This window comes from Amycolatopsis kentuckyensis (assembly GCF_041679295.1).
Classification (GTDB): domain Bacteria; phylum Actinomycetota; class Actinomycetes; order Mycobacteriales; family Pseudonocardiaceae; genus Amycolatopsis; species Amycolatopsis kentuckyensis_A.
Genome location: NZ_JBGDMD010000004.1, coordinates 622,463 through 642,388 on the forward strand (window position 1 = coordinate 622,463; position 19,926 = coordinate 642,388).

The 19,926-nt window shown below is 72.7% G+C and carries 19 protein-coding genes and 1 pseudogene; 9 read left to right on the forward strand and 11 right to left on the reverse strand.

Annotation, left to right across the window (positions count from 1 at the left end; translation table 11 throughout):
* Window position 1: 1 nt before the first annotated feature.
* The 8 genes from ACERZO_RS19375 to ACERZO_RS19410 all read left to right on the forward strand — a co-directional run bounded on the left by ACERZO_RS19375 (window position 2) and on the right by ACERZO_RS19410 (window position 7,542).
* The gene (locus ACERZO_RS19375) at window positions 2–925 is read left to right on the forward strand and encodes a GHMP family kinase ATP-binding protein (protein ID WP_372666089.1); all 924 of its coding nucleotides are present in this window, start codon (window positions 2–4) and stop codon (window positions 923–925) included.
* 5 nt (window positions 926–930) lie between these two features.
* On the forward strand, window positions 931–1,953 hold the full coding sequence (locus tag ACERZO_RS19380) for a pyridoxal-phosphate dependent enzyme (protein WP_372666090.1): 1,023 nt from the start codon (window positions 931–933) through the stop codon (window positions 1,951–1,953).
* A complete protein-coding gene (locus ACERZO_RS19385; RefSeq protein ID WP_372666091.1) occupies window positions 1,950–3,143 on the forward strand; it encodes an ATP-grasp domain-containing protein in 1,194 nt (397 codons plus the stop codon). The genes ACERZO_RS19380 and ACERZO_RS19385 overlap by 4 nt, the downstream gene beginning before the upstream one ends.
* A gap of 130 nt (window positions 3,144–3,273) precedes the next feature.
* Window positions 3,274–4,740, forward strand: a complete 1,467-nt coding sequence (locus ACERZO_RS19390) for an argininosuccinate lyase (RefSeq protein WP_372666092.1) — start codon at window positions 3,274–3,276, stop codon at window positions 4,738–4,740.
* Window positions 4,741–4,756: 16 nt separating this feature from the next.
* A complete protein-coding gene (locus ACERZO_RS19395; protein WP_372666093.1) occupies window positions 4,757–5,872 on the forward strand; it encodes a GntG family PLP-dependent aldolase in 1,116 nt (371 codons plus the stop codon).
* Window positions 5,873–5,925: 53 nt separating this feature from the next.
* A complete protein-coding gene (locus ACERZO_RS19400; RefSeq protein WP_372666094.1) occupies window positions 5,926–6,360 on the forward strand; it encodes a VOC family protein in 435 nt (144 codons plus the stop codon).
* A gap of 181 nt (window positions 6,361–6,541) precedes the next feature.
* Window positions 6,542–7,276, forward strand: a complete 735-nt coding sequence (locus ACERZO_RS19405; protein ID WP_372666424.1) for a family 43 glycosylhydrolase — start codon at window positions 6,542–6,544, stop codon at window positions 7,274–7,276.
* Complete coding sequence (locus tag ACERZO_RS19410; protein ID WP_372666095.1) at window positions 7,273–7,542, forward strand: hypothetical protein; 270 nt, start codon at window positions 7,273–7,275, stop codon at window positions 7,540–7,542. The genes ACERZO_RS19405 and ACERZO_RS19410 overlap by 4 nt, the downstream gene beginning before the upstream one ends.
* Before the next feature lie 40 nt (window positions 7,543–7,582).
* On the opposite strand, the gene ACERZO_RS19415 is transcribed toward ACERZO_RS19410, so the two are convergent.
* Genes ACERZO_RS19415 through ACERZO_RS19425 form a run of 3 tightly spaced genes read right to left on the reverse strand, consistent with a single transcriptional unit; the run spans window position 7,583 to window position 10,886 of the window.
* On the reverse strand, window positions 7,583–8,338 hold the full coding sequence (locus ACERZO_RS19415; protein ID WP_372666096.1) for an SDR family NAD(P)-dependent oxidoreductase: 756 nt from the start codon (window positions 8,336–8,338) through the stop codon (window positions 7,583–7,585).
* 11 nt (window positions 8,339–8,349) lie between these two features.
* Window positions 8,350–9,342, reverse strand: a complete 993-nt coding sequence (locus ACERZO_RS19420) for an LLM class flavin-dependent oxidoreductase (protein ID WP_372666097.1) — start codon at window positions 9,340–9,342, stop codon at window positions 8,350–8,352.
* Window positions 9,339–10,886 (reverse strand): acyl-CoA synthetase, encoded by a 1,548-nt coding sequence (locus ACERZO_RS19425; RefSeq protein WP_372666098.1) that lies wholly within the window; start codon window positions 10,884–10,886, stop codon window positions 9,339–9,341. The genes ACERZO_RS19420 and ACERZO_RS19425 overlap by 4 nt, the downstream gene beginning before the upstream one ends.
* Before the next feature lie 116 nt (window positions 10,887–11,002).
* On the opposite strand from ACERZO_RS19425, the gene ACERZO_RS19430 reads away from it, so the two are divergent.
* The gene (locus ACERZO_RS19430; protein WP_372666099.1) at window positions 11,003–11,614 is read left to right on the forward strand and encodes a TetR family transcriptional regulator; all 612 of its coding nucleotides are present in this window, start codon (window positions 11,003–11,005) and stop codon (window positions 11,612–11,614) included.
* A 143-nt stretch (window positions 11,615–11,757) separates the two neighbouring features.
* On the opposite strand, the pseudogene ACERZO_RS19435 reads toward ACERZO_RS19430, so the two are convergent.
* From ACERZO_RS19435 to ACERZO_RS19470, 8 genes and pseudogenes are all read right to left on the reverse strand, one after another.
* Window positions 11,758–12,129 (reverse strand): annotated as a pseudogene (locus ACERZO_RS19435) (SEFIR domain-containing protein); the annotation flags it as partial.
* Window positions 12,126–13,460 (reverse strand): RNA polymerase sigma factor, encoded by a 1,335-nt coding sequence (locus tag ACERZO_RS19440; RefSeq protein WP_372666100.1) that lies wholly within the window; start codon window positions 13,458–13,460, stop codon window positions 12,126–12,128. The pseudogene ACERZO_RS19435 and the gene ACERZO_RS19440, both read right to left, overlap by 4 nt.
* 177 nt (window positions 13,461–13,637) lie before the next feature.
* Window positions 13,638–14,342 carry a TetR/AcrR family transcriptional regulator gene (locus tag ACERZO_RS19445; protein ID WP_372666101.1) on the reverse strand — a complete coding sequence of 235 codons (705 nt, stop codon included), beginning with the start codon at window positions 14,340–14,342 and terminating at the stop codon, window positions 13,638–13,640.
* Window positions 14,326–15,573: an FAD-dependent monooxygenase gene (locus ACERZO_RS19450; RefSeq protein ID WP_372666102.1), complete on the reverse strand. Its 1,248-nt coding sequence runs from the start codon at window positions 15,571–15,573 to the stop codon at window positions 14,326–14,328. The genes ACERZO_RS19445 and ACERZO_RS19450 overlap by 17 nt, the downstream gene beginning before the upstream one ends.
* A gap of 34 nt (window positions 15,574–15,607) precedes the next feature.
* Window positions 15,608–17,026: an MmgE/PrpD family protein gene (locus ACERZO_RS19455; protein ID WP_372666103.1), complete on the reverse strand. Its 1,419-nt coding sequence runs from the start codon at window positions 17,024–17,026 to the stop codon at window positions 15,608–15,610.
* Complete coding sequence (locus ACERZO_RS19460; RefSeq protein WP_372666104.1) at window positions 17,023–17,844, reverse strand: cyclase family protein; 822 nt, start codon at window positions 17,842–17,844, stop codon at window positions 17,023–17,025. Before ACERZO_RS19460 ends, ACERZO_RS19455 begins: the two co-directional genes overlap by 4 nt.
* Window positions 17,841–18,656, reverse strand: a complete 816-nt coding sequence (locus tag ACERZO_RS19465) for an HpcH/HpaI aldolase/citrate lyase family protein (RefSeq protein ID WP_372666105.1) — start codon at window positions 18,654–18,656, stop codon at window positions 17,841–17,843. Before ACERZO_RS19465 ends, ACERZO_RS19460 begins: the two co-directional genes overlap by 4 nt.
* Window positions 18,653–19,840, reverse strand: a complete 1,188-nt coding sequence (locus tag ACERZO_RS19470; protein WP_372666106.1) for a CaiB/BaiF CoA transferase family protein — start codon at window positions 19,838–19,840, stop codon at window positions 18,653–18,655. The genes ACERZO_RS19465 and ACERZO_RS19470 overlap by 4 nt, the downstream gene beginning before the upstream one ends.
* Window positions 19,841–19,926: the final 86 nt, after the last annotated feature.

Consider the following 19,926-nt stretch of genomic DNA (forward strand, 5'->3'; position numbering starts at 1 on the left):
CATGACCGAAGACCTCGCGGTCGCCGCACCGGCGCCGGCCACCGTCACCGACCCGCGCGCCGGCAGCTTCCGAGTCGACGCCCACCACGGCGAGATCCTGCAAGGGGTCTTCGCCGCCGGCGGCCGGCTGCGCCGCGGCCTCGTGACGCTGCCGTGCCCGCTCTACAGCACCCGCGCCACGTTCCTGCCCACCGAGGACGCCGGCACGACCGTGCGGCCCGCGTGGCGCAGCAAGGCCCGCCGCGCCGCCGACCTCACCCTGGCCCGGCTCGGCCACCCGGTGCCGGGCGGGTTGCTCGACATCACCAGCGACATCCCGCTGTGCCGCGGTTTCGGTTCGTCCACGGCCGACGTGACGTCGGCGATCGGCGCGGTCCTCGCCGCGACCGGCCGCGGTCTGCCGGCCGCCGAGGTCGGCGCGCTGGCCGTCGCGGCCGAAACCGCGTCCGACTCGCTGATGTACGGCGGCCGGGCGGTGGTCTTCGCCCACCGCGAAGGCGAGCCGATCGAGGACCTCGGCGAGCTGATGCCGTTGGCCGTCCTCGGTTTCGGCACCAGCCCGGGCGGGCGCGGCGTCGACACCCTCGAACTCACGCCCGCGCGCTACACGTCGTGGGAGATCGAAGCGTTCCGCCCGCTGCGCGGCCTGCTGCGGCGGGCCGTGCGGGACGGCGACGCCGGCCTGCTCGGCCGCGTCGCCACCGCCAGCACCCTGCTCAACCAGCGCCACCTGCCCGTGCCCGGGCTGGACGACATCCTCGCCGTCGCCCGCGCCGCCGGGGCCGCCGGCGTGCAGGTCGCCCACAGCGGCGACGTCGCCGGGCTGATCTTCGACGCGACCGACGCGGAAACCCCGGCGCGGCTGCAGTTCGCCGCATCGCGGCTCGACGTGACCGAGACCTGGCAGTTCGAAACCGAAAGGTGAGTCCGATGACCCTTGCCGCCCCCGTCAGCCGGTCCGTCGTGGAGGCGACCGAGCTGCCCCGGATCATCCGCATCCGGCCCGGCTTCCACGTCGCCGCCTTCGGCCTGATGAAGCTGCTGCCCGCCCGGTTCATGCTCGACCGCGCCGAGGAGCGCGGCGAAGTCGGCCCGGGCACCACCGTGCTCGAGACGTCGTCGGGCACCTTCGGCCTCGGCCTCGCCATGGTCTGCCGGTTGCGCGGCTACCCGCTCACGATCGTCGGCGACCCCGCGATCGACGAGCCGCTGCGCCGGCGTCTCGAACACCTCGGCGCCCGCGTGGAGATCTGCCCGAAGCCCAGCCCGGTCGGCGGCTACCAGCGCGCGCGGCTCGACCGGCTCGAAGAGCTGCGCGCGGAGTACCCGAACCACTGGGTACCCGGCCAGTACCGCAATCCCGACAACCCGCGGTCGTACGCGCTGGTGGCCGAGCAGCTCGCCGAGACGATCGGCGTCCCGGACTGCCTGGTCGGCGCGGTCGGTTCCGGCGGTTCGACGTCCGGCACGAGCTCGTTCCTGCGGATGCTCGTCCCGGAGATGACGTTGATCGGCGTCGACACCCAGCGCAGCGCCATCTTCGGCCAGCCGGACGGGCCGCGCGTGCTGCGCGGGCTCGGCAACAGCCTGGTGCCGCCGAACGTCGACCACTCGAGCTACGACCAGGTCCACTGGATCGGCGCGGCCGAGGCGTTCGCGGCGACGCGGGACCTGTACGCGCGGCACTGCCTGTTCATGGGCCCGACCAGCGGGGCGTCCTTCAAGGTCGCCGACTGGTTCTCGCGCCGCAACCCGGACGCCACGGTCGTCGCGCTGCTGCCGGACGAGGGTTACCGCTACCAGGACACGGTCTACTCCGACGAGTGGCTGCGCGCGCAGGGGCTGGCGCACGCGGGGGCGGCCGAGCCGTACGAGGTCGTCGCGCCGACCGAGCCCGGCGGGTCGTGGACGTGGCTGAACTGGGGCCGCCGCTCGCTGGCCGACGCGTCGTGACCCGCACGCTGCTGCTCGTCGAGAGCAACACGACCGGCACCGGGCGGCTGTTCGCGCGGCAGGCCCGTGCGCTCGGGTACGAGCCGGTGCTGGCCGCGGCCGACCCGGCCCGGTACCCGTACGCGGCCGAAGACGGCGTGCGCGTGGTCCGCTGCGACACGGCGGACGCGTGCGCGGTGCTGGAGGCGGACGTCGGCGAGCCCGCCGGGGTGACGAGCAGTTCGGAGTACTTCATCCCCGTGGCGGCGCGGGTCGCGGCGAAGCTGGGGCTGCCCGGGCCCGATCCGGTCGCCGTGGCGGACTGCCGGAACAAGGCCCACCAGCGAGCCGTCCTCGGGGCGCCGTGCACGGTGGCGACGTCGGTGTCCGAGGCGGTCGCGGCGGCGGTCGAGTTCCCGGTGGTGCTCAAGCCGGCCGAGGGGTCGGGCAGCGTCGGCGTGCTGCGGTGCGAGACGCCCGAGACGGTGGCCACCCAGGCGGCGGCGCTGCTTTCGGTGACGCACAACGAACGCGGGCTGCCGGTGCCGGCGCAGGTCCTGGTCGAGCCGTACGCGAGCGGGCCGGAGTACTCGGTGGAGCTGTTCGGCGATGTCGTGGTCGCGGTGGTGCGCAAGCACCTCGGACCGGCGCCGTTCTTCGTCGAGGTCGGCCACGACGTCCCGGCCGCGCTGCCGCCCGCGGACGAAACGGCGTTGATCGACACGGCCCGGGCGGCGGTGACCGCGCTGGGGCTCGGCTTCGGCGCGGCGCACGTCGAGATCCGGCTGACGCCCGGCGGGCCGCGGCTGATGGAGGTCAACCCGCGCCCGGCGGGCGGCATGATCCCGGAGCTGGTCCGCGCGGCGACCGGCGTCGACCTGGTCGCGGCGCAGGTTTCGGCGGTGCTGGGCTTGCCGCCGGACCTGCGGGCTTCTCGGCGGGCCTGTGCGTCGCTGCGGTTCCTCACCGCTACCGCCACGTCGGTGCTTTCGGCCGGGGATGCGGTCGCGAAGGCGGCGGCGGTGCCGGGAGTGGCCGAGGCGCGGATCTCCCGCGCCGACGGCACGGTGGTCCGCCCCGCCCGCGACTACCGCGACCGGGCGGGGTACGTCCTCGCGGTTTCGGACCGCCCGCGCGGCGCCCGCGCGGCGGCCGCGGCCGGCCTCGACCGGCTGCGCGCCGCCCTGATCCCGGAAGGAGCCCGCCGGTGACCCTGCGGTTCCTCATCACCACCGTGGCCCAGACCGCCGCACCCCGGCTCGCAACCGACGTGAATGACTCATTCATGTCGTCCGGGCGAGCCACCGCACCCCACCCGGACACCCCGGAAGGAGCACCCCGATGACCCTCGCCCCAGGCGGAACCGGCCGGCTCACCAGCCCCATCTCCGCCGCGGCCCGCGAAATCCTCTTCGACCGCGACACCGCGCCGGCGCCCGACCCGGTCGCCGCCGAACTGGGCCTCATCAGCCAGGTCGACCGCGCGCACGTCGTCATGCTCGCCGAACGCGGCATCGTCGACCGGGGCCGGGCCGGCGAACTCCTCGCCGGCATCGAAGAGCTCAGAAAACAACGGTTCGCGCCGCTGCACGACGTCCCCGCCCCGCGCGGCCGCTACCTCGCCTACGAGTCCCACCTCATCGACACCCTCGGCGCCGAGGTCGGCGGCATCCTCCACAGTGGACGTTCGCGCAACGACCTCAACGCCACCGTCGTCCGGCTGCGGCTGCGCGAACCGCACGAGCGCCTGCTCGCCGAGTCCGACACGCTCGGCCGCGCCCTGCTCGACCGGGCCCGGCGCTGGGCGGACGTCACCATGCCCGCCTACACCCACCACCAGCCCGCCGTCCCGATCACCTACGGCCACTACCTCGCCGGGGTGGCGAGCGCGCTCGTCCGGGACGTCGAAAGCCTCTGGCAGGCCGGTGCCGAGATCGACCAGAACCCGCTCGGCGCGGGCGCGGTCGGCGGCACGTCGCTGCCGGTCGACCAGCACCGCACCACCGCGCTGCTCGGCTTCGCCACGCCGATCCCGAACTCGCTGCACGCCGTCGCGTCGCGGGACCTGGTGCTGCGCCAGCTCTCCGCGGCCACCGTGCTCGGCGTGCTGCTCTGCCGCGTCGCCCACGACTTCCAGGCGTGGACCAGCGCGGAGGCCGGGCTGCTGCGGCTGGCCGACGACGTCGTCGGGTCCAGCTCGATGATGCCGCAGAAGCGCAACCCGTTCCTGCTGGAGCACGTCCAGGGCCGCGCGCTCGCACCGCTCGGCGCGTTCACGGCGTCGGCGAGCGCGATGGCCACCGCGCGGTTCACCAACGCCATCGCCGTCGGCACCGAAGCCGTCGCCCCGGCGTGGCCGGCCCTGGAAGCGGCGACCGACGCCGTCGTCCTGCTGCGGCTGGTCGTCGAGGGGGCCGAGCCGGTGCCGGAGCGGATGTACTCCCGCGCCGTCGACGGCCAGACCGCGGCCACCCACCTCGCCGAACGGCTCGTCGCCGCCGGTGTCCCGTTCCGGCAGGCCCACCACGACGTCGGCGCCATCGCGAAGGAGGCACTGGCGGCGGGGGTGCCGTTGCACGAGGTCGCCAGGGCCCGTCTCGGCGGGCAGCTCGAGCACGCGCTCGACCCGGCCGAGGTCGCGCAGCACGCAGCTCACGGCGGCGGTCCGGCGCGAGAGTCCGTGCTCGCCGCCGTGACCGAAGCCGAAACCGCGTTCGCCCGGATCCGCGGCGCCGCCGAAGAACGCCGCTGGCGCTGGAGCCAGGCCGAAATCGGCCTCGACGACGCCGTCCGAACCCTCACCCGCTGACCTTTAGGAGCCCGTTGTGACCACCTTCGCCGACGACCTCGCGACCCTCCGCCCGGAGACTACGTCCACTCAGGACACTTACGTCGAGCTGCGCAGCGACACCTTCACCCTGCCCACGCCGACGATGCTGGAAGCCGCCGCGCGCGCCCCGCTCGGCGACGACGTCTACGGCGAGGACCCCACCGTGGACCGGCTCGAGCAGCTCGCCGCCGAGCTGCTCGGCAAGCAGGCCGGCTGCCTGATGCCGAGCGGCACCATGGCCAACCTGACCGCGTTGCTGGCGCACTGCCCGCGCGGCGGCAAGGCGATCGTCGGGCACGAGTCCGATGTGTACGTCTACGAAGCCGGCGGCGCGTCGCTGTGCGGCGGCATCGTCTACGACCCGCTGCCGAACCTGCCCGACGGCACGATCGACCCGGCCGCGATCGCCGAAGCCTGCGCGGTCGACCGCAGCGACCCGCAGATCGCGCCGCCGGCGGTGCTCAGCCTGGAGACGCCGCAGAACCGGTGCGGCGGGCTGCCGCTGCAGCTGGACTACCTCAGCGAGGTGTCGCGGCTGATCCGCTCGCACGGCATCGCCCTGCACCTCGACGGCGCCCGGCTGTTCAACGCGGCCGTCGCGCTCGGCGTCAGCGCGGCCGAGGTGGCCAAGCACGCGGACACCGTGCAGATCTGCCTGTCGAAGGGCCTGTGCGCGCCGATCGGCTCGGTGCTGGTGGGCGACCGCGTGACGATCGCGGCGGCGCGCCGCATGCGCAAGATGCTCGGCGGCGGCATGCGCCAGGCCGGGATGATCGCGGCGTGCGGCATCGTGGCGCTGACGGACATGACCGAGCGCCTGGCCGACGACCACGCCCGCGCGGCGCGGCTGGCGCGCGGCCTGTCGCGCATCCCCGGCGTCCGGCTGGACCCGGGCCCGCCGCTGACGAACATGGTGTTCTTCAAGGTCCGCGACGACCGCTACACGACCCGCACCCTGATCGAGGCGGCCCGCCGGCGCGGGATCCGGGTTGAGGAGCTGGGCACCGACCGCATCCGCGCGGTGACCCACGCGGGCATCGACGACGACGCGGTCGACCGCGCGATCTCGGTGTTCGGCGACCTCCTGGGCCACGACGCGATGGTGCGCTGAGGGTGTCGGCGGCCCGGGTTCGTGGCGGGACCCGGGCCGTCTAGGGTGGACGGATGGGGACGATCAGGCAGGTGCAGATCACGTTCGACTGCGCGGAACCCGAGCGCGTCGCCCGGTTCTGGTGCGAGGTGCTGGGGTACGTCGTCCCACCGGCGCCTTCGGGGTTCGAGTCGTGGGCGGAGTTCGACGCGTCACTGCCCGCCGACCGCCAGGGGGCGGCGTTCGCCTGCGTCGATCCGTCCGGAGTGGGGCCGCGGTTGTTCTTCCAGCGCGTGCCCGAGGGCAAGGTCGTGAAGAACCGGGTGCATCTCGATGTGCGGGTCGGCACGGGGCTGGTGGGGCCGGAGCGGCTGGCCGCGCTCGAGGCCGAGCAGGACCGGCTGATCGCGCTGGGGGCGAGCCACTTCCAGACGCTGTACGCCGACGGGTTCAACGAGTCGTGCATCGTGATGCAGGACGTCGAGGGCAACGAGTTCTGCCTCGACTGAGGGGCAGGCGGTCACCGGTTCAGACCAATTTCGGTTCCACTGGATCGAGCAAGTACCCGCGGCCCTATCCATCCCTCTCGATCACCGGTGATCCTGCCTGAGGGTTCCCGCTCTCCGGGACCGCACTCGACCGAGGGGTGGGGTCATGAAGCTCGCCGCCGCTTTCCTGCTGTTCCTCGCGATGATCCTCACCGGCCCGCCGGCCGAAGCCGGCCAGACCTCGCTCAAAGCCGCCGACCCCAGCGTCCTGCGGGTCGGCTCCACCTACGTCTCCGTGCAGTCGACCGGCGGCGGGATCGCCGTGCGGCAAGCCTCCTCGCCCGACGGCCTCGCCGGCGCCTCCGCGCGGCAGATCTGGGCCGATACCCGCGAACGAGGGGAAGTCTGGGCGCCGGAAATCGTCACCGACGGCGGCCGCTTCTACGTCTACTTCACCGCCGGTACCGGGGCTGCGCACCGGATGTACGTCATCAGCTCCACCACCGCCGACAGCGGGTACACCGGCGAAACCCAGCTCGCGCTCCCCGACGGCAAGTGGGCCATCGACGGCACCCTCTTCACCTTCAACGGCCAGCGCTGGTTCGTCTGGTCCGGGTGGGCCGGGGACACCAACGTCGAGCAGAACCTCTACATCGCCCGGATGAGCACGCCCACCACCCCGCCGGCGCGCGGTACATCATCTCGCAGCCGCGGGAAAGCTGGGAGCGGGTCGTCGGCAACCCCTACATCAACGAAGCACCCGAGGCCATCAAGGACCCCAACGGCCAATTGCACATCGTCTACTCGGCCAACGGCAGCTGGAGCGACCAGTACTGCATCGCCGAGCTCCGCCTGCGCGCCGGCGGGGATCCGACCTACGTGTGGGACTGGTACAAGTCCAACGGGTGCCTCTTCGGCTCCAACCGCGCCACCATGATGGCCGGCTGGGACCCGACGCTCTACGTCAACGGCCCCGGCCACAACACCTTCGTCCTGCTCAACGGCGACATCGCGACCAGCCCGCCCGCCGGCCCGCGGTTCCCCCTGATGTTCCACGCCGTCCCGAAGGGCACGCCGTACTCCTGGGCGAACCGCTATTGGTACACCGGCTCGTTCTGCTGGTGGGGATCGACGACGTACAGCCGCGCGAACGTCCCGGGCGCGAACACCGACACCGGGTTCAGCCTCAAGTTCTTCGAGTGAGGGAGCCGGCGGACCGGGGCATGGCCCGCCGGCCGGTTCCTCACACCAGCGACGCCGTCAGGCCGCCGTCGAGGACGTAGTGGCTGCCGGTGATCCAGCTCGCGCGGTCGGACGCCAGGAACGCCGCCACCTCCGCGATGTCCTGCGGGGTGCCCAGCCGGCCCTGCTTCGCCGCGACGAGGTCGCCGAACGGGACCTGGGTCGCCGCCTCGAAGTCGGGCACCAGGCGCTCGACCATGGCCGTGTCGGCGAAGCCCGGGCACACCGCGTTGACCCGGATACCGGCCGGCCGCATCTCGACCGCCGCGACGCGGGTCAGCTGGATGACCGCGGCCTTCGTCGCGCAGTACGACCCGAGCAGCGGGCTGCCGCCGATGCCCGCGATCGACGCGATGTTGACGATGTTGCCCTTGGACTCCACCAGGTGCGGGGTCGCCGCCTTCATCGCCACGAACGTGCCGCGGACGTTGACCGCGAAGATCTTGTCGAAGCTCTCCGTCGACTGCTGCAGCAGCGGCGACGACACCTCGATGCCGGCGTTGTTGACCAGGACGTCGAGGCCGCCGAGGAGGTCGACCGCCTGCTGGATGGCCGCCTGGACCTGGCCTTCGTCGGTGACGTCGCAGTTGGCGACCCCGGCGGCGCCGATCTCGTCGGCCGCCTGCTTGGCCGCGTCGGCATTCAGGTCGCTGACGACGACCCGGGCGCCGCGTTCGGTGAACAGCGCCGCGATCGCCTTGCCGATGCCCGCGCCGGAGCCGGTGACGAAGACGCGCTTTCCCTCGAGTTCGGACATGCTGGTTCCTCTCACATCGCTTCGATCTTGGGCAGGATCTCTTCCTTGAGACGCTTCATGTCGTCGAGCGTCTTCGCAACCGGGACGTCCTGGAACGGCGGCCACAGGAACGGCATCGTCAGCCCGGCTTCCCGGTAGCGCTTGAGCTGGTCGGTGATCTGCCGTTCGGAGCCGACGAGCAGGTTGGTGCCCTTGCCCAGGAACGACTGGTCCATGTCCTGGTCGGTGATGACGAACCAGATCATGCTGGAGATCTCGAGGTCGTCGACCGAGCGCGGCGTGTCCAGGGCTTCCAGCTCGCGCTGGATCTCGGTGCGCCACGTCTTGATGTCGTCGGGCGAGTCCTGGATGCCGATCCAGCCGGACAGGTTGTACTTCGCGATCCGGCTCGCCGAGCGCTTCGCGTCCTTGAGGCCGCTGAAGAAGATCGGCGGGTGCGGCTTCTGCACCGGCTTCGCGCCGAACCCGCTGCGCTGGAAGTCGGCGAACTCGCCGTGGTACTCGAACAGGTCGTTGGTCCAGATGCCCTGCATGATCTCCAGGGTTTCGCGGACGTGCTTGTGCCGCTTCGGGAAGATGTGCGACGCGCTCGCGGCGGCGAACTCCTCGGGCATCCAGCCGGAGCCGACGGCGACGTTGAGCCGGCCGCCCGACAGGTGGTCGATGGTGGCCAGCTCGGCGGCGAGGACGCCGGGGGAGCGGTAGGGCGTGTCGATGATGCTCATCCCGATCCGCACCTTCGACGTCTTGGCCGCGAGCCACGGGATGAGCGGCATGCCCTGCAGGAACTCGCCCCGCGAGCTGACGGGCAGACCCTTGGGGAACCCCTCGATCATGCCGAAGGCGTACTGCATCTCCTCGGTGTCCGACGTCTCCGGCACGATGATCCGGTCGAGCGTCCAGACGGAGTCGAAGTCGAGGTCCTCGGCGAGGGCGGTCAGCTCCTCGAGCTCCGGCACGGTCACCTTGTCGCGGAAGTTCGGCAGGTAGAGGGCGAGTTTCATCGTGTTCCTTCCAGCTGGGTGGTGAGGGTCGTGCGGATCTCGGCCTTGAGGACCTTGCCGACGGTGCTGCGCGGGAGCTCGGGCCAGACTTCGATCTGCTTGGGTGCCTTGACGCTGCCGATGCGGTCCTTGACGAACGCGATCAGCTCGCCGGTGTCCAGCTCGGCGCCGGGTCTCAGCTGGACGACGGCGGTGACGCGCTCGCCCCACTTGTCGTCGGGCAGGCCGATCACGGCGCAGTCGCGGACGGCGTCGTGGGCCAGCACGGCCTGCTCGACCTCGGCGGAGTAGACGTTGAACCCGCCGGTGATGACCATGTCCTTGGCGCGGTCGACGATGTGGAGGAAGCCTTCGCCGTCGAGGAAGCCGATGTCGCCGGTGTGGTGCCAGCCGTGGGCGGACGCCTCCGCCGTGGCCTCCGGGTTGCGGTAGTAGCCGGCCATCACCAGCGAGCCGCGAACGCAGATCTCGCCGCGTTCCCCTTGCGGGACCGGGTTTCCGCCGGCGTCGAGGATCGCCACCGTGACCAGCGGCGACGGGCGGCCGGCCGACGCCAGCCGTCCCGTGTGGACGGTGCCGTCCGGGTGCCGGTGCTCGGCGGGCGACATCGTCGAGATCATCATCGGCGCCTCGGACTGGCCGAAGAGCTGGGCCATCGGCCCGATGCGGTCGAGGGCTTCGGCCAGCCGGGTCGTCGACATCGGCGCCGCGCCGTACCAGAAGCACTGCAGCGACGAGAGGTCCGTGGAGCCCAGGGCCTCGTGGCCGAGCACCAGGTAGATGAGCGTCGGCGGCAGGAACGTGTGGGTGACGCGGTGGCGTTCGATCAGTTCCAGGAACCGGCCGACGTCGGGCTTGGGCATGATCACGACCTCGCCGCCGCGGGCGAGGACCGGGAAGCACAGGACGCCGGCCGCGTGCGTCAGGGGCGCCAGCGCCAGGTACACCGGGCGGCCCTCGAACGGGTAGCTCATCAGCGTGATCGCCGACATCACCTCGAGGTTGCGGTCGGTGAGCATGACGCCCTTGGGGCGGCCGGTGGTGCCGCCGGTCCCGACGAGGGCGACGACGTCGTCGGGCTGCGCGGCCGCGGCGGACGGGTCGTCGCGGGCGGCGCCGAGCCAGTCGTCGAAGCCCGGGGCGAAGTCATCGCCCTCGCCGAGCCGGACGAGCGTGGCCAGCTTCGGCAGGTTCGGGGCGATCTTGCGGATCAGGTCTTCGAAGGCGGGCTGGAAGAGCAGCGTGGTGCAGTCGAACAGGTCCAGCAGCTCGGCGTTCTCGCCGGCGGCGTTGCGCGGGTTGATCGGGCACCAGACCGCGCCCGCCCGGGAGATGCCGAAGACGCAGGTGAACGCGGTCGGATCGTTGGCCGAGAGGATGCCGACCTTGTCACCGGGCGCGACCCCCGACCGGCGCAGGGCGCGGGCGACGGCCTCGGCGAGCTCGACCACTTCGCCGTAGGAGCGGGAGACCCCGTCGAGGGTGAGGCAGGGCGCCCCGGGGTCCAGGGAGGCGCCTTTTTCCAGGTAGAAGAACAGAGACATCGTCGTCCCTTCCGAACTCCGCCGGCGGCTGGTGACGACCTTGGCCGCCGTTTGGACGAATGTCAAGATTTTCTTGGACGATTGGTCAGAGAAGTGCTCGATGGTATGTTCGGCCGGTGACCAGCGCAGCCGCCGTGAGGCGCCGAGTCGACAAGTTCGAGGACCGCCGCCGGGAACTGGCCGACGCGGCGTTGCTCGCCCTGGCCGACCTCGGCTACGCCCGCACGAGCCTGCGCACGATCGCCGAGCACACGAAGTTCTCGCACGGCCTGCTCCACTACTACTTCGCCGACAAGGTCGAGCTGATCACCTACTGCGTGCGGCGGTACAAGGCCGCGTGCGTGCAGCGGTACGAGGGCGGCGTCGGGCCCGCCGACACCCCCGCGGACCTCGCCGCGGCCTGCGCCGACGGGCTGGCGACCGCGCTGGCCGAAGCCCCGCTCATGCACCGGCTCTGGTACGACCTGCGCACGCAGTCGATGTTCGAGGAAGCGTTCCGCGCCGACGTCGCCGAGATCGACGAAGGTCTCCAGGAGATGATCTGGCGCAACGTCTCGGCTTACGCCGAGCTCGCCGGCGCGTCGCCGAACTGCTCCCCGGCCGAGGCCTACGCGCTGTTCGACGGCTTGTTCCAGCAAGCCCTGCTGCGCCACCTCGCCGGCACGGCCGAAGCACTGGACGACTTCCGGCGCGGCGTCCGCGAGCTGTTCCCGCGCCTGATCGGCTGATCGCCGGGCGGCAGCACGGGCACGTCCCCGAGCGGCGGCCGCACCCGCCGCGGCTGCCGCGTGAGCGTCCGCAGCAGGTCCTCGACCCCCGCTTCGGTCAGTTCCGCGATCACGTAGTGGTCGGCGCACCGCGGCTGCAGGAACAGCGGGATGTCGTCGACGTCCCGGCCGGGCAGGACCACCGGCAGCAGCTTGGGGATCCAGCGCCGGCGGTCGCGGTGCAGCAGATCGCGGATCGTGGCCGCTTCGGCCTGGACGCCGTGCCGGCCCCCGCTCGCCAGGCCGTCACCGGCGTGGCGGTACCCGGGCGAGGCGACGACGATGACGAAGTCGGCGTTCGTGATTTCCTCCGTCGCCCAGGCGCCCCAATCCCGCCGGGTCCCGGTCGCCCACTGGTCCAGGCCCACGTCGATGCCGTTGCGCGTCAACAGTTCGGCGAAGGCGAGGACGGCGGCCTTGTGTGGTTCGTCGTCGTGGGCATACGTGACGAAGACGTGGCCGGGCACCGGCTTCACCCGCCGGACCGGCAGGTGTCGAGGCGGATTTCCCCCAGCTGCGCCACGGTTTCGGCGCCGCTCGTCCCGACCACCCGGACCGCGACCCCGAGACGCCCGGCGGCATCTTCGTTGGGCACCCTCCCGATCTCGCCGCTCCATTCGGTGCCGGCGCCCTGCATCGGCAGGGAAGTGGTGAAGCCCCCGGCGGTCAGGAGGATGACCGCCGACGCGGCGGCGGGCGAGACGGTCACCCGCACGCCCGAGGAGTGCGGTTCGTCCTCGCAGCCGTGTTCCCCGGTGACGATGCGGCGGTGTTCGACCCACGACCCCGTCACGGTGAGCGGAACCTCCCGGGCGGCCGCCCCGCTGCCGCTGGGCGCCGGTTCCGCCGCGGCGGGTGCCGCGTGCGGCACGCCCGCCGGGGCGGTCGCGGCCGGGGCCGGCGGCTCGGGCGGTGAAGACGGTGCCGCGACCGACGGCGCCCGCACGGGGACGGGCTGCGGGGGCGGAGGCTGCTCCGGCCCGGAGCCCGAGCTCCCCGGCCCGAAGATGACGACCAGCACCACGGCCGCCGTCGCGCCCACGGCAACCGCGGCCTTCGTGACCTTCGACGTGAGCAGGCCGCCGCCCAGGACGACTCCGGTGGTGACGAGGACGATTCCGCGCAAGCCGTTCCGGTCGCTCTTGCGGCGGGCGCACTTCGCGCAGCCGCGGACGTGGGTTTCGACCTTGCGGACCAGCGCCGGCGAGTCCGGCAGTTCGCGGGCGAGGCTGAACGGCACGGGACAGCGGTCCGGCCCGTCGCCGGGGTCGGTGACCAGGGCCGCGACGGGTGCGGCCCGGCGCAGCGCGGTCCTGGCCCGCCGGTGCCGCCTGCGGATGTCGTGCTCCGGCACCCCCGAGCGGATCGCCTGCTCGGTCACGGTGCCCAGGCCCCGGTGCACTTCGAAGTAGAGCTCGACGTCGTCGCGGCGGGGCTCGGGCACCATGGCCAGGACCCGATCCCGGAACCGCCCGACGTCGAACCGGATCCGCCAGTCCCGGGGGTCGCCGACGGCCGGACCGCCGGGTTCGTGGTCCCGGCCGTCCGGGACCTCATGGCGCTTCTGCGGCAGAAGAAGCCAATCGATCGCCGCGTGCCGCGCGACCGTGCACAACCACGCGCGCGGGTTCTCCACCGGCTTCCCGGGCGGGTTGGTCATCAGCTTCACGACGGCGACGCTCACCGCTTCCTCGGCGTCCCAGCGGTTGCCCAGGATCTTGACGCACTCGCGCACCATGACCTTGCGGTGTTCCGGGATGGCTTGGGCAACCCAGCCGAAATCCCGCGCCTGCTGTTCTTCTTCCATGCCAGTGGTGACCGGATTTCGGCCGGGGCACGACGTCTTTCTCGCTCAAGATCGCCCGTTCGTGCGGCCGGTCACGAAGCGTCCACAACATCGGCTCGGAATGCCCCCGACGCGCCGCGCGACCGGCCGTCGTTCGCCCGGGAACCGTGGTAGCGCAGGACGATTCCCGCCGGGTGGTCAGCCGAGCGTCGGCCGGGTGATGAGCTCCAGCGCCGCCGCGCGCCCTTCGGCCAGGGACCGGAGCCCCTCCGTCGCGGTGGCCCGCACCTGGTCGGCGGTGGCGCGCTCGGGGCCGAGCAACGCCGTGACGGCGGCCGCGAACGCCGAGTCCGGGTCGGCGGACCCCGGGCGGAACCGGTTTTCCGTGGTGAGCACGACGAAACCGGTCAGCAGGGCGTGCAGCGCCATGGCCTGCTCCTCGAACGCCCAGTCGGTGCGGGCCAGGTCGTGGCGCCGCCAGATCGGCAGCACGTCGTACATCACCGCGTCCGGCCCGAGCGTGTCGAGCAGCGCGGCCGAGCGCGGGTCCTCGGCGAGCGCGCCGAGGAGGTCGCCGCCGCCGCGCAGGGCGCTGACGAACGGGTGCCGGGACGCCGTCCGCAGCATGTGGGGGAGGAGCCGGGAGGGGCGGGCCAGGTCCGGGTCGGCGGTGACCGCTTCGGTGACGTCGTCGGCGAGGGCCAGGAAGTCCCGGCAGATCAGGCCGAGCAGCAGGTCTTCCTTGGTCTTCCAGTACAGGTAGACCGTGCCCTTGCCGATGTGGGCCTTCGCGGCGACGTCGGCGATCGTGACGCCCTTGCTGCCGCGGCCGAGCAGCAGTTCGCCCGCGGCGGCGAGGATGCGCGCCGCTTTGGGCGAGCTGTGTTCAGGCAGGTCCGGCAACGCTGGTCCTCTCGTCGGTGCTGCGGGCGACGATATCGGCGTTCTTGAACCGCTCGATGTCGTCCACCCGCATCATCCGCCGCAGCAGGCGGCCGCCCAGCTTCGTCTTGCCCAGTTTCGGCAGGACCCGCCGGAGCCGGACCTCCAGCCGGGTGTCGGCCATGAAGATCTTGCGGTCGGCGAACGCGCCGTCCTGGTAGTGGTCGAGGTAGGGCCGCAGCTCGCGTTCCCACTCGGTCAGCGCGGTCTCGAGGTCGTCGTGGCGTTCGAGCATCGCGCCGAGCAGGTCGGCACCGGTCAGCCCGGCCGAGACCCCCATGCCCGCGTAGAGGGTGACGCACCAGGCGGAGTCGCCGACCAGCACGACGCGCCCGCGGTGCCACCGCCGCATCCGCACCTGTTCCACCGAGTCGAACAGGACGTCGTCGGTCGTTTCGAGGTGGTCGAGGACGTCGGTGAGCGTGCGGCCCAGCGGCTCGGGGCCGAACGCGGCCCGCAGGCGCCGCGCGGGCGGCTCGGTGAACTCGGCGTCGACGTCGTCGGTGCGGTAGGTCAGCATGATCGTCGGGTGGTGGTCGGCGAAGGCGAACACCCACATCGAGCGGCCCGGTTCGAGCAGCGTCGCCCCCTGCCCGGGGGTGAGGCCGGCGGGCGTGCCGTCGTACTCGAACGCGGCGACCATGTAACCGAGCCGGTGCAGGTGCTCGGCGTGCGGCCCGAACACCAGCGACCGGACGGTCGAGCGCAGGCCGTCCGCGCCGACGACCAGGTCGAACCGCTCGGTGACCGAAGTGCCGGCCGCGGTGTCCCGCAAGGTGACGTCGACGCCGTCGTCGTCCTGTTCGATCGCGGTGGGCACGGTCGAATACCGGATCTCCACGTCGTCCGGCAGCGCCGAGTACGCGGCCCGTTCCGCGTCGCCGCGCAGCATCAGCCACGGCTTGCCCGGCAGGTCGGCGAGCCCGGCGCCGGTTCGGACGCGCCCGTGCCGGTCGAGGGTCAGCGGCGGCCGGTCGCCGGCGCGGTCGTGGAGGGCACCGTCGATGCCGAGCCGGCGCGCGGCCGCCTTGCCCGCGCCGAACAGCGCGACGAAGTAGCCGCCGGAGCGCCGGGCGGGTGCTCGTTCGACGAGTACGGGAGTCCAGCCCGCGGCGTGCAGCCGGGCCGCCGTGGCGAGCCCGCTCACGCCCATCCCGACGACGAGCACCCGGCCGGTCTTGTGGTCCGTCATGCCGACCACCGTACTGACCAAATTGTTCAGTTGGTCAGTCTGTGGCCCCCGTCACGCGCAGCAGGTCGGTCAGCTCCGTCAGGTCGCCCAGCTCCGCGAGCCCGTAGGTCAGCTCCGTGATCCGGGTGCTGACCTCCGCCGGCAGCACCCGCGCCGCGTTGAAACGGAACTTCGTCGCCAGCTCCTCGGCCGACAGCGGGTTCTCCGGCCCGCCGCGGTTGGCGTCGACGCGCTCCTCCAGCTCGCGGCCGTCGCGCAGCCGCACCCGCAGGACCGCCGGGAACTGGTGGGGGAAGATCTCGTCGCATTGGGCGTCCGGGACGCAGTGCACCTTCGCCGCCAGCGCCAGCCGCGCCGGGTCCGCGGCGGCTTCGTCGGTGAAGTCGTCGTGGAAGACGCCGAGCCCGCCGCCGCCCAGGAGGCCGGCGGCCACCGTGTACGGGCCCGAGAACGCCGCGTGGTAACCGGACCGCGGCCGGATCTTCGACTCCCGCGGTTCGCCGATCGTCCGCAGCACCGCCGTCGGCGCGCCCAGCTCCAGGCGCTCGATCTCCGCCGGATCGACACCCCGCGCACGCAGCCGCCGGGCCGCGTCGATGCCCGCGTGGGTGAAGTGGTTGCACGGGTACGGCTTGAAGAAGATCCCGGGCAGCTCCCAGTGCTCGCCGAGGCCGGCGACGATCACGTCCACATCGGACTGGTCGCCGCAGAACGCCTGCAGCAGGCCGAACCGCCCCTCCAGCACCGTCGGCGGGCCGGTGATGCCGTGCCGCGCCATGCCCGCCGCCGTCACCGCCGCGTGGGCCGCCCAGCCGCAGTGGACGCGCTTGACCGTGCCGCCGGTGCGGTTGGCCTCCAGCAGGCCGGACCCCATGCTGGCCGCGATGCCGAGTGCGTCGGCGATCCCGGCTTCGTCCACATCGGACAGCATCGCCGCGGCCGCCGCGGCACCCAGCGCGCCGCAGATCGCCGTCGCGTGCAGGCCGCGTTCGAAGAACACCGAGTTGCCGAGTTCCTCGTCGTAGCCCGCCATGCCGAGCCGGACCGTGATCTCCACGCCGACGCCGATCGCGTCGAGCAGCTGGGCTCCGGTCGCCCCGCGCGACTCCGCCACCGCCAGCGCCGCCGGCACCACGGACGCCGACGGGTGCAGCACCGAGGGCAGGTGCGTGTCGTCGAAGTCGAGCGAGTGCGCGAGCGTGCCGTTGAGCAGGGCCGCGCTCGGCTCCGACAGCCGGTCACCGGTGCCGATGGCCGTCGCGCGCCCGGTGCCGCCCCACTCCCGGACCAGGGCGCCGACGGCCGCGGCCGGCCGCTCGGCCGTGGCTGCCAGGCTGTTGCCGAGCACGTCGAGGACGCGCCGGGCGGCGTCGTCGCGCAGCTGGAGCGGCAGTCCCTTCGCTCGCACGGAGGCGGCGAACGCGGCCAGCTGCTGGACGATCGTCGCGGTCATGCGCTCACCGCCGCGAGGGGACGCACGGGGGAGCCGGTGCCGCCGACGATCCGCAGCGGCGCCAGCACGAACACGAACTCGTGCACGCCTTCCTCGGCCACGGCTTCCAGGTTCAGGTGCTCCATGATGAAGATGCCCGACTCGACCAGCAGGATCCGGTGCACCGGGAGCACCGCGTGCCCGGCGCCGGCCGGGATCTGCTCGTAGGCCGTGGTGTCCGCGCCGGTCGCGACGACACCCCGCGCCGCCAGCCACTCCGCCGCCGACGTCGTCGCGCCGGGGACACCGGTTTCCTTGCCCAGGTAGGAACCAGCGTCGGCGAAGTTCCGCGCCCAGCCCGTGCGGATCAGCGCGACGTCACCAGCGCCCGGTTCGGTGCCCGCCCGCTTCGCCGCCGCGTCGAGGTCGTCGGCGGTGACGCCGTAGCCCGGCTCCAGCGTGGGGACGCCGTGCACGGCGGCCACGTCCAGGAGGACCGCGCGACGCAGCAGGCCGGGCAGGTTTTCCGCGCCGTGCGTGCGGAACACGCCGCCCTGCTGGGCCTCGGCGGCGTCGACGTCGCCGTGCAGCTTGCCGTCGTGGCTGACGTGCGAGAGCGCGTCGATGTGGGTGCCGACGTGCCCGCCGGTCACGATGATCTCGTTGGCCGCCGACCCGCCGTCCGGGCGGCGCATGTCGCCGTGGCGGCGGATCAGCGTCATCCGGAACCCGGGGTGGTTCGGCGAGCAGGGCATGCCCGTGAAGAACGGCTGCCCGAGCTCGATCAGCCGGACCCCGCCGGCGACCGCCGACAGCAGCGGATCCTGGGGACGTGTCATGAGTGCTGGCCTTCCCTTTCACCCGCGACGGCGAGCACCCAGCGGGCGCGCGCCACGATCGCGGCGTCGACGAACTGTCCGTGGTGGTCGATCCAGGCCGCCGACCCGGTGGTTTCCAGGTGGTCGAGCAGGTCGCTCGCCCAGGCGGTTTCCGCGGGATCGGGCGCGCACACCTCGTGCACCACGGGGATCTGGGCGGGGTGGATCACCGACCGGCCGAAGAACCCGGCCGCCCGCCCGGCTTCGGTGCTGGCGCGCAGGCCGTCGAGGTCGCGCACGGCGGTCCAGACGCTCTGCACCGGACTCGGCAGCCCGGCCGCCCGCGCCGCGACGACCACCCGCGACCGCGGCCAGGTCAGCGCGTCGCCGCCGGTCACGCGCAGGTCCGCGGCGAGGTCGGCCTCGCCGAGCGAGATCCCGGCGACGAGCGGGTGCGCGGTGGCGATCGCGAGGGCGTTTTCCACGCCCAGCGCCGATTCGAGCACCGGGTACACCGGCACGCCGAGCGCGTCGGCGACCCGCCGCAGCTCACCGGGGTCTTCGCACTTGGGTACCCGGACGCCGGCGGCCCCGCGCAAGGCCTTGATGTCGGCCTCGCCGGCGTCGGTGCCCGGCGCGTTGATCCGGACGAACGCCTTCGCGCCGTCGTCCAATGCGGACAGTGCGTTCCGCCGAGCCTCGTCTTTCGCCGCCGCGGCGACGGCGTCCTCGAGGTCGATGATCACGGCGTCCGCCGGGCCGGCCAGTGCCTTGGCGATCCGGTCGGGCCGGTCGGCCGGCACGTACAGCCAGCTGCGCAGGACGGCGTTCACTTGATCACGCCTTTTTCGCGCAGGGCCGCCAGTTCCGGCTCGCCGAGGCCGAGGCCGCCGAGGACTTCGGCGGTGTGCGCACCGAGCGGCGCCCCGGCCGAGGTGATCCCGCCGGGGGTCTCCGACAGCCGGAACAGCACGTTCTGCATCTTGACCGGCCCGAGTTCCTCGTCGTCGACCGTCGTGATGCTGCCCAGCGCTTCGAACTGCGGGTCGGTCATGACGTCGGCGGCGGTGTAGATCGGCGCGACGGCGGCCTGGGCTTCCTCGAACGCCTTGACGACGTCGTCGCGGTCGCGGTCGGCGATCCACGAGCCGACGGCGTCGTCGAGCAGGTCGGCGTGCTGCGCGCGTTCGGCACCGCTGGCGAACCACGGCTCGTCGATCAGCTCCGGGCGGCCGACCAGCCGCAGCACGCGCTCGGCGATGGACTGCGCGCTGGTGGAGATGGCGACCCAGCTGCCGTCGCGGGTGCGGTAGGTGTTGCGCGGCGCGTTGTTCGTGGACCGGTTCCCGGTGCGCGGCTGCAGCGTGCCGAGCTGGTCGTAGGCGATGATCTGCGGCCCGAGCAGCGTCAGGATCGGCTCGATGATGGCGAGGTCGACGACCTGGCCGCGGCCGGTCTGCTCCCGGGCCCGCAGCGCGGTCAGCACGGCGTAGGCGGTGGTCAGCGCGGCGATCCCGTCGGCCAGGCCGAACGGCGGCAACGTCGGCGGGCCGTCCGGTTCGCCGGTGATCGCGGCGAACCCGCTCATCGCCTCGGCGAGGGTGCCGAAGCCGGGCCGCTTGGCGTACGGGCCGATCTGCCCGAAGCCGGTCACGCGCGTGAGCACCAGGCCGGGGTTGATCTTGCTGAGCTCGTCGTAGCCGAGGCCCCAGCGCTCGAGCGTGCCGGGGCGGAAGTTCTCCACGACGACGTCGGCGTCCGCCACCAGGTTCTTGAAGATCTCCTGGCCCTCGGGGGAGCCGAGGTAGAGGGTGATCGCCTTCTTGCCGCGGCCGAGCATCTTCCACCAGAGGCCGACGCCGTCGCGCTGCGCGCCGTGGCTGCGGACGGGGTCGCCGTTCGGGTGCTCGATCTTGATCACCTCGGCGCCGAAGTCGCCCAGGAGCGTGGCGGCCAGCGGGCCGGCGAACAGGGTGGCGGTGTCGAGCACCCGGATCCCGGACAAAGCGCCCGTCATGGGGCTTACCTGCCTTTCTCGTCCGACGACCCGGAGTCGAGCACCGTTTCGCCGGGGGGAACACTTGTGAACGTCTGGTTTCGTAG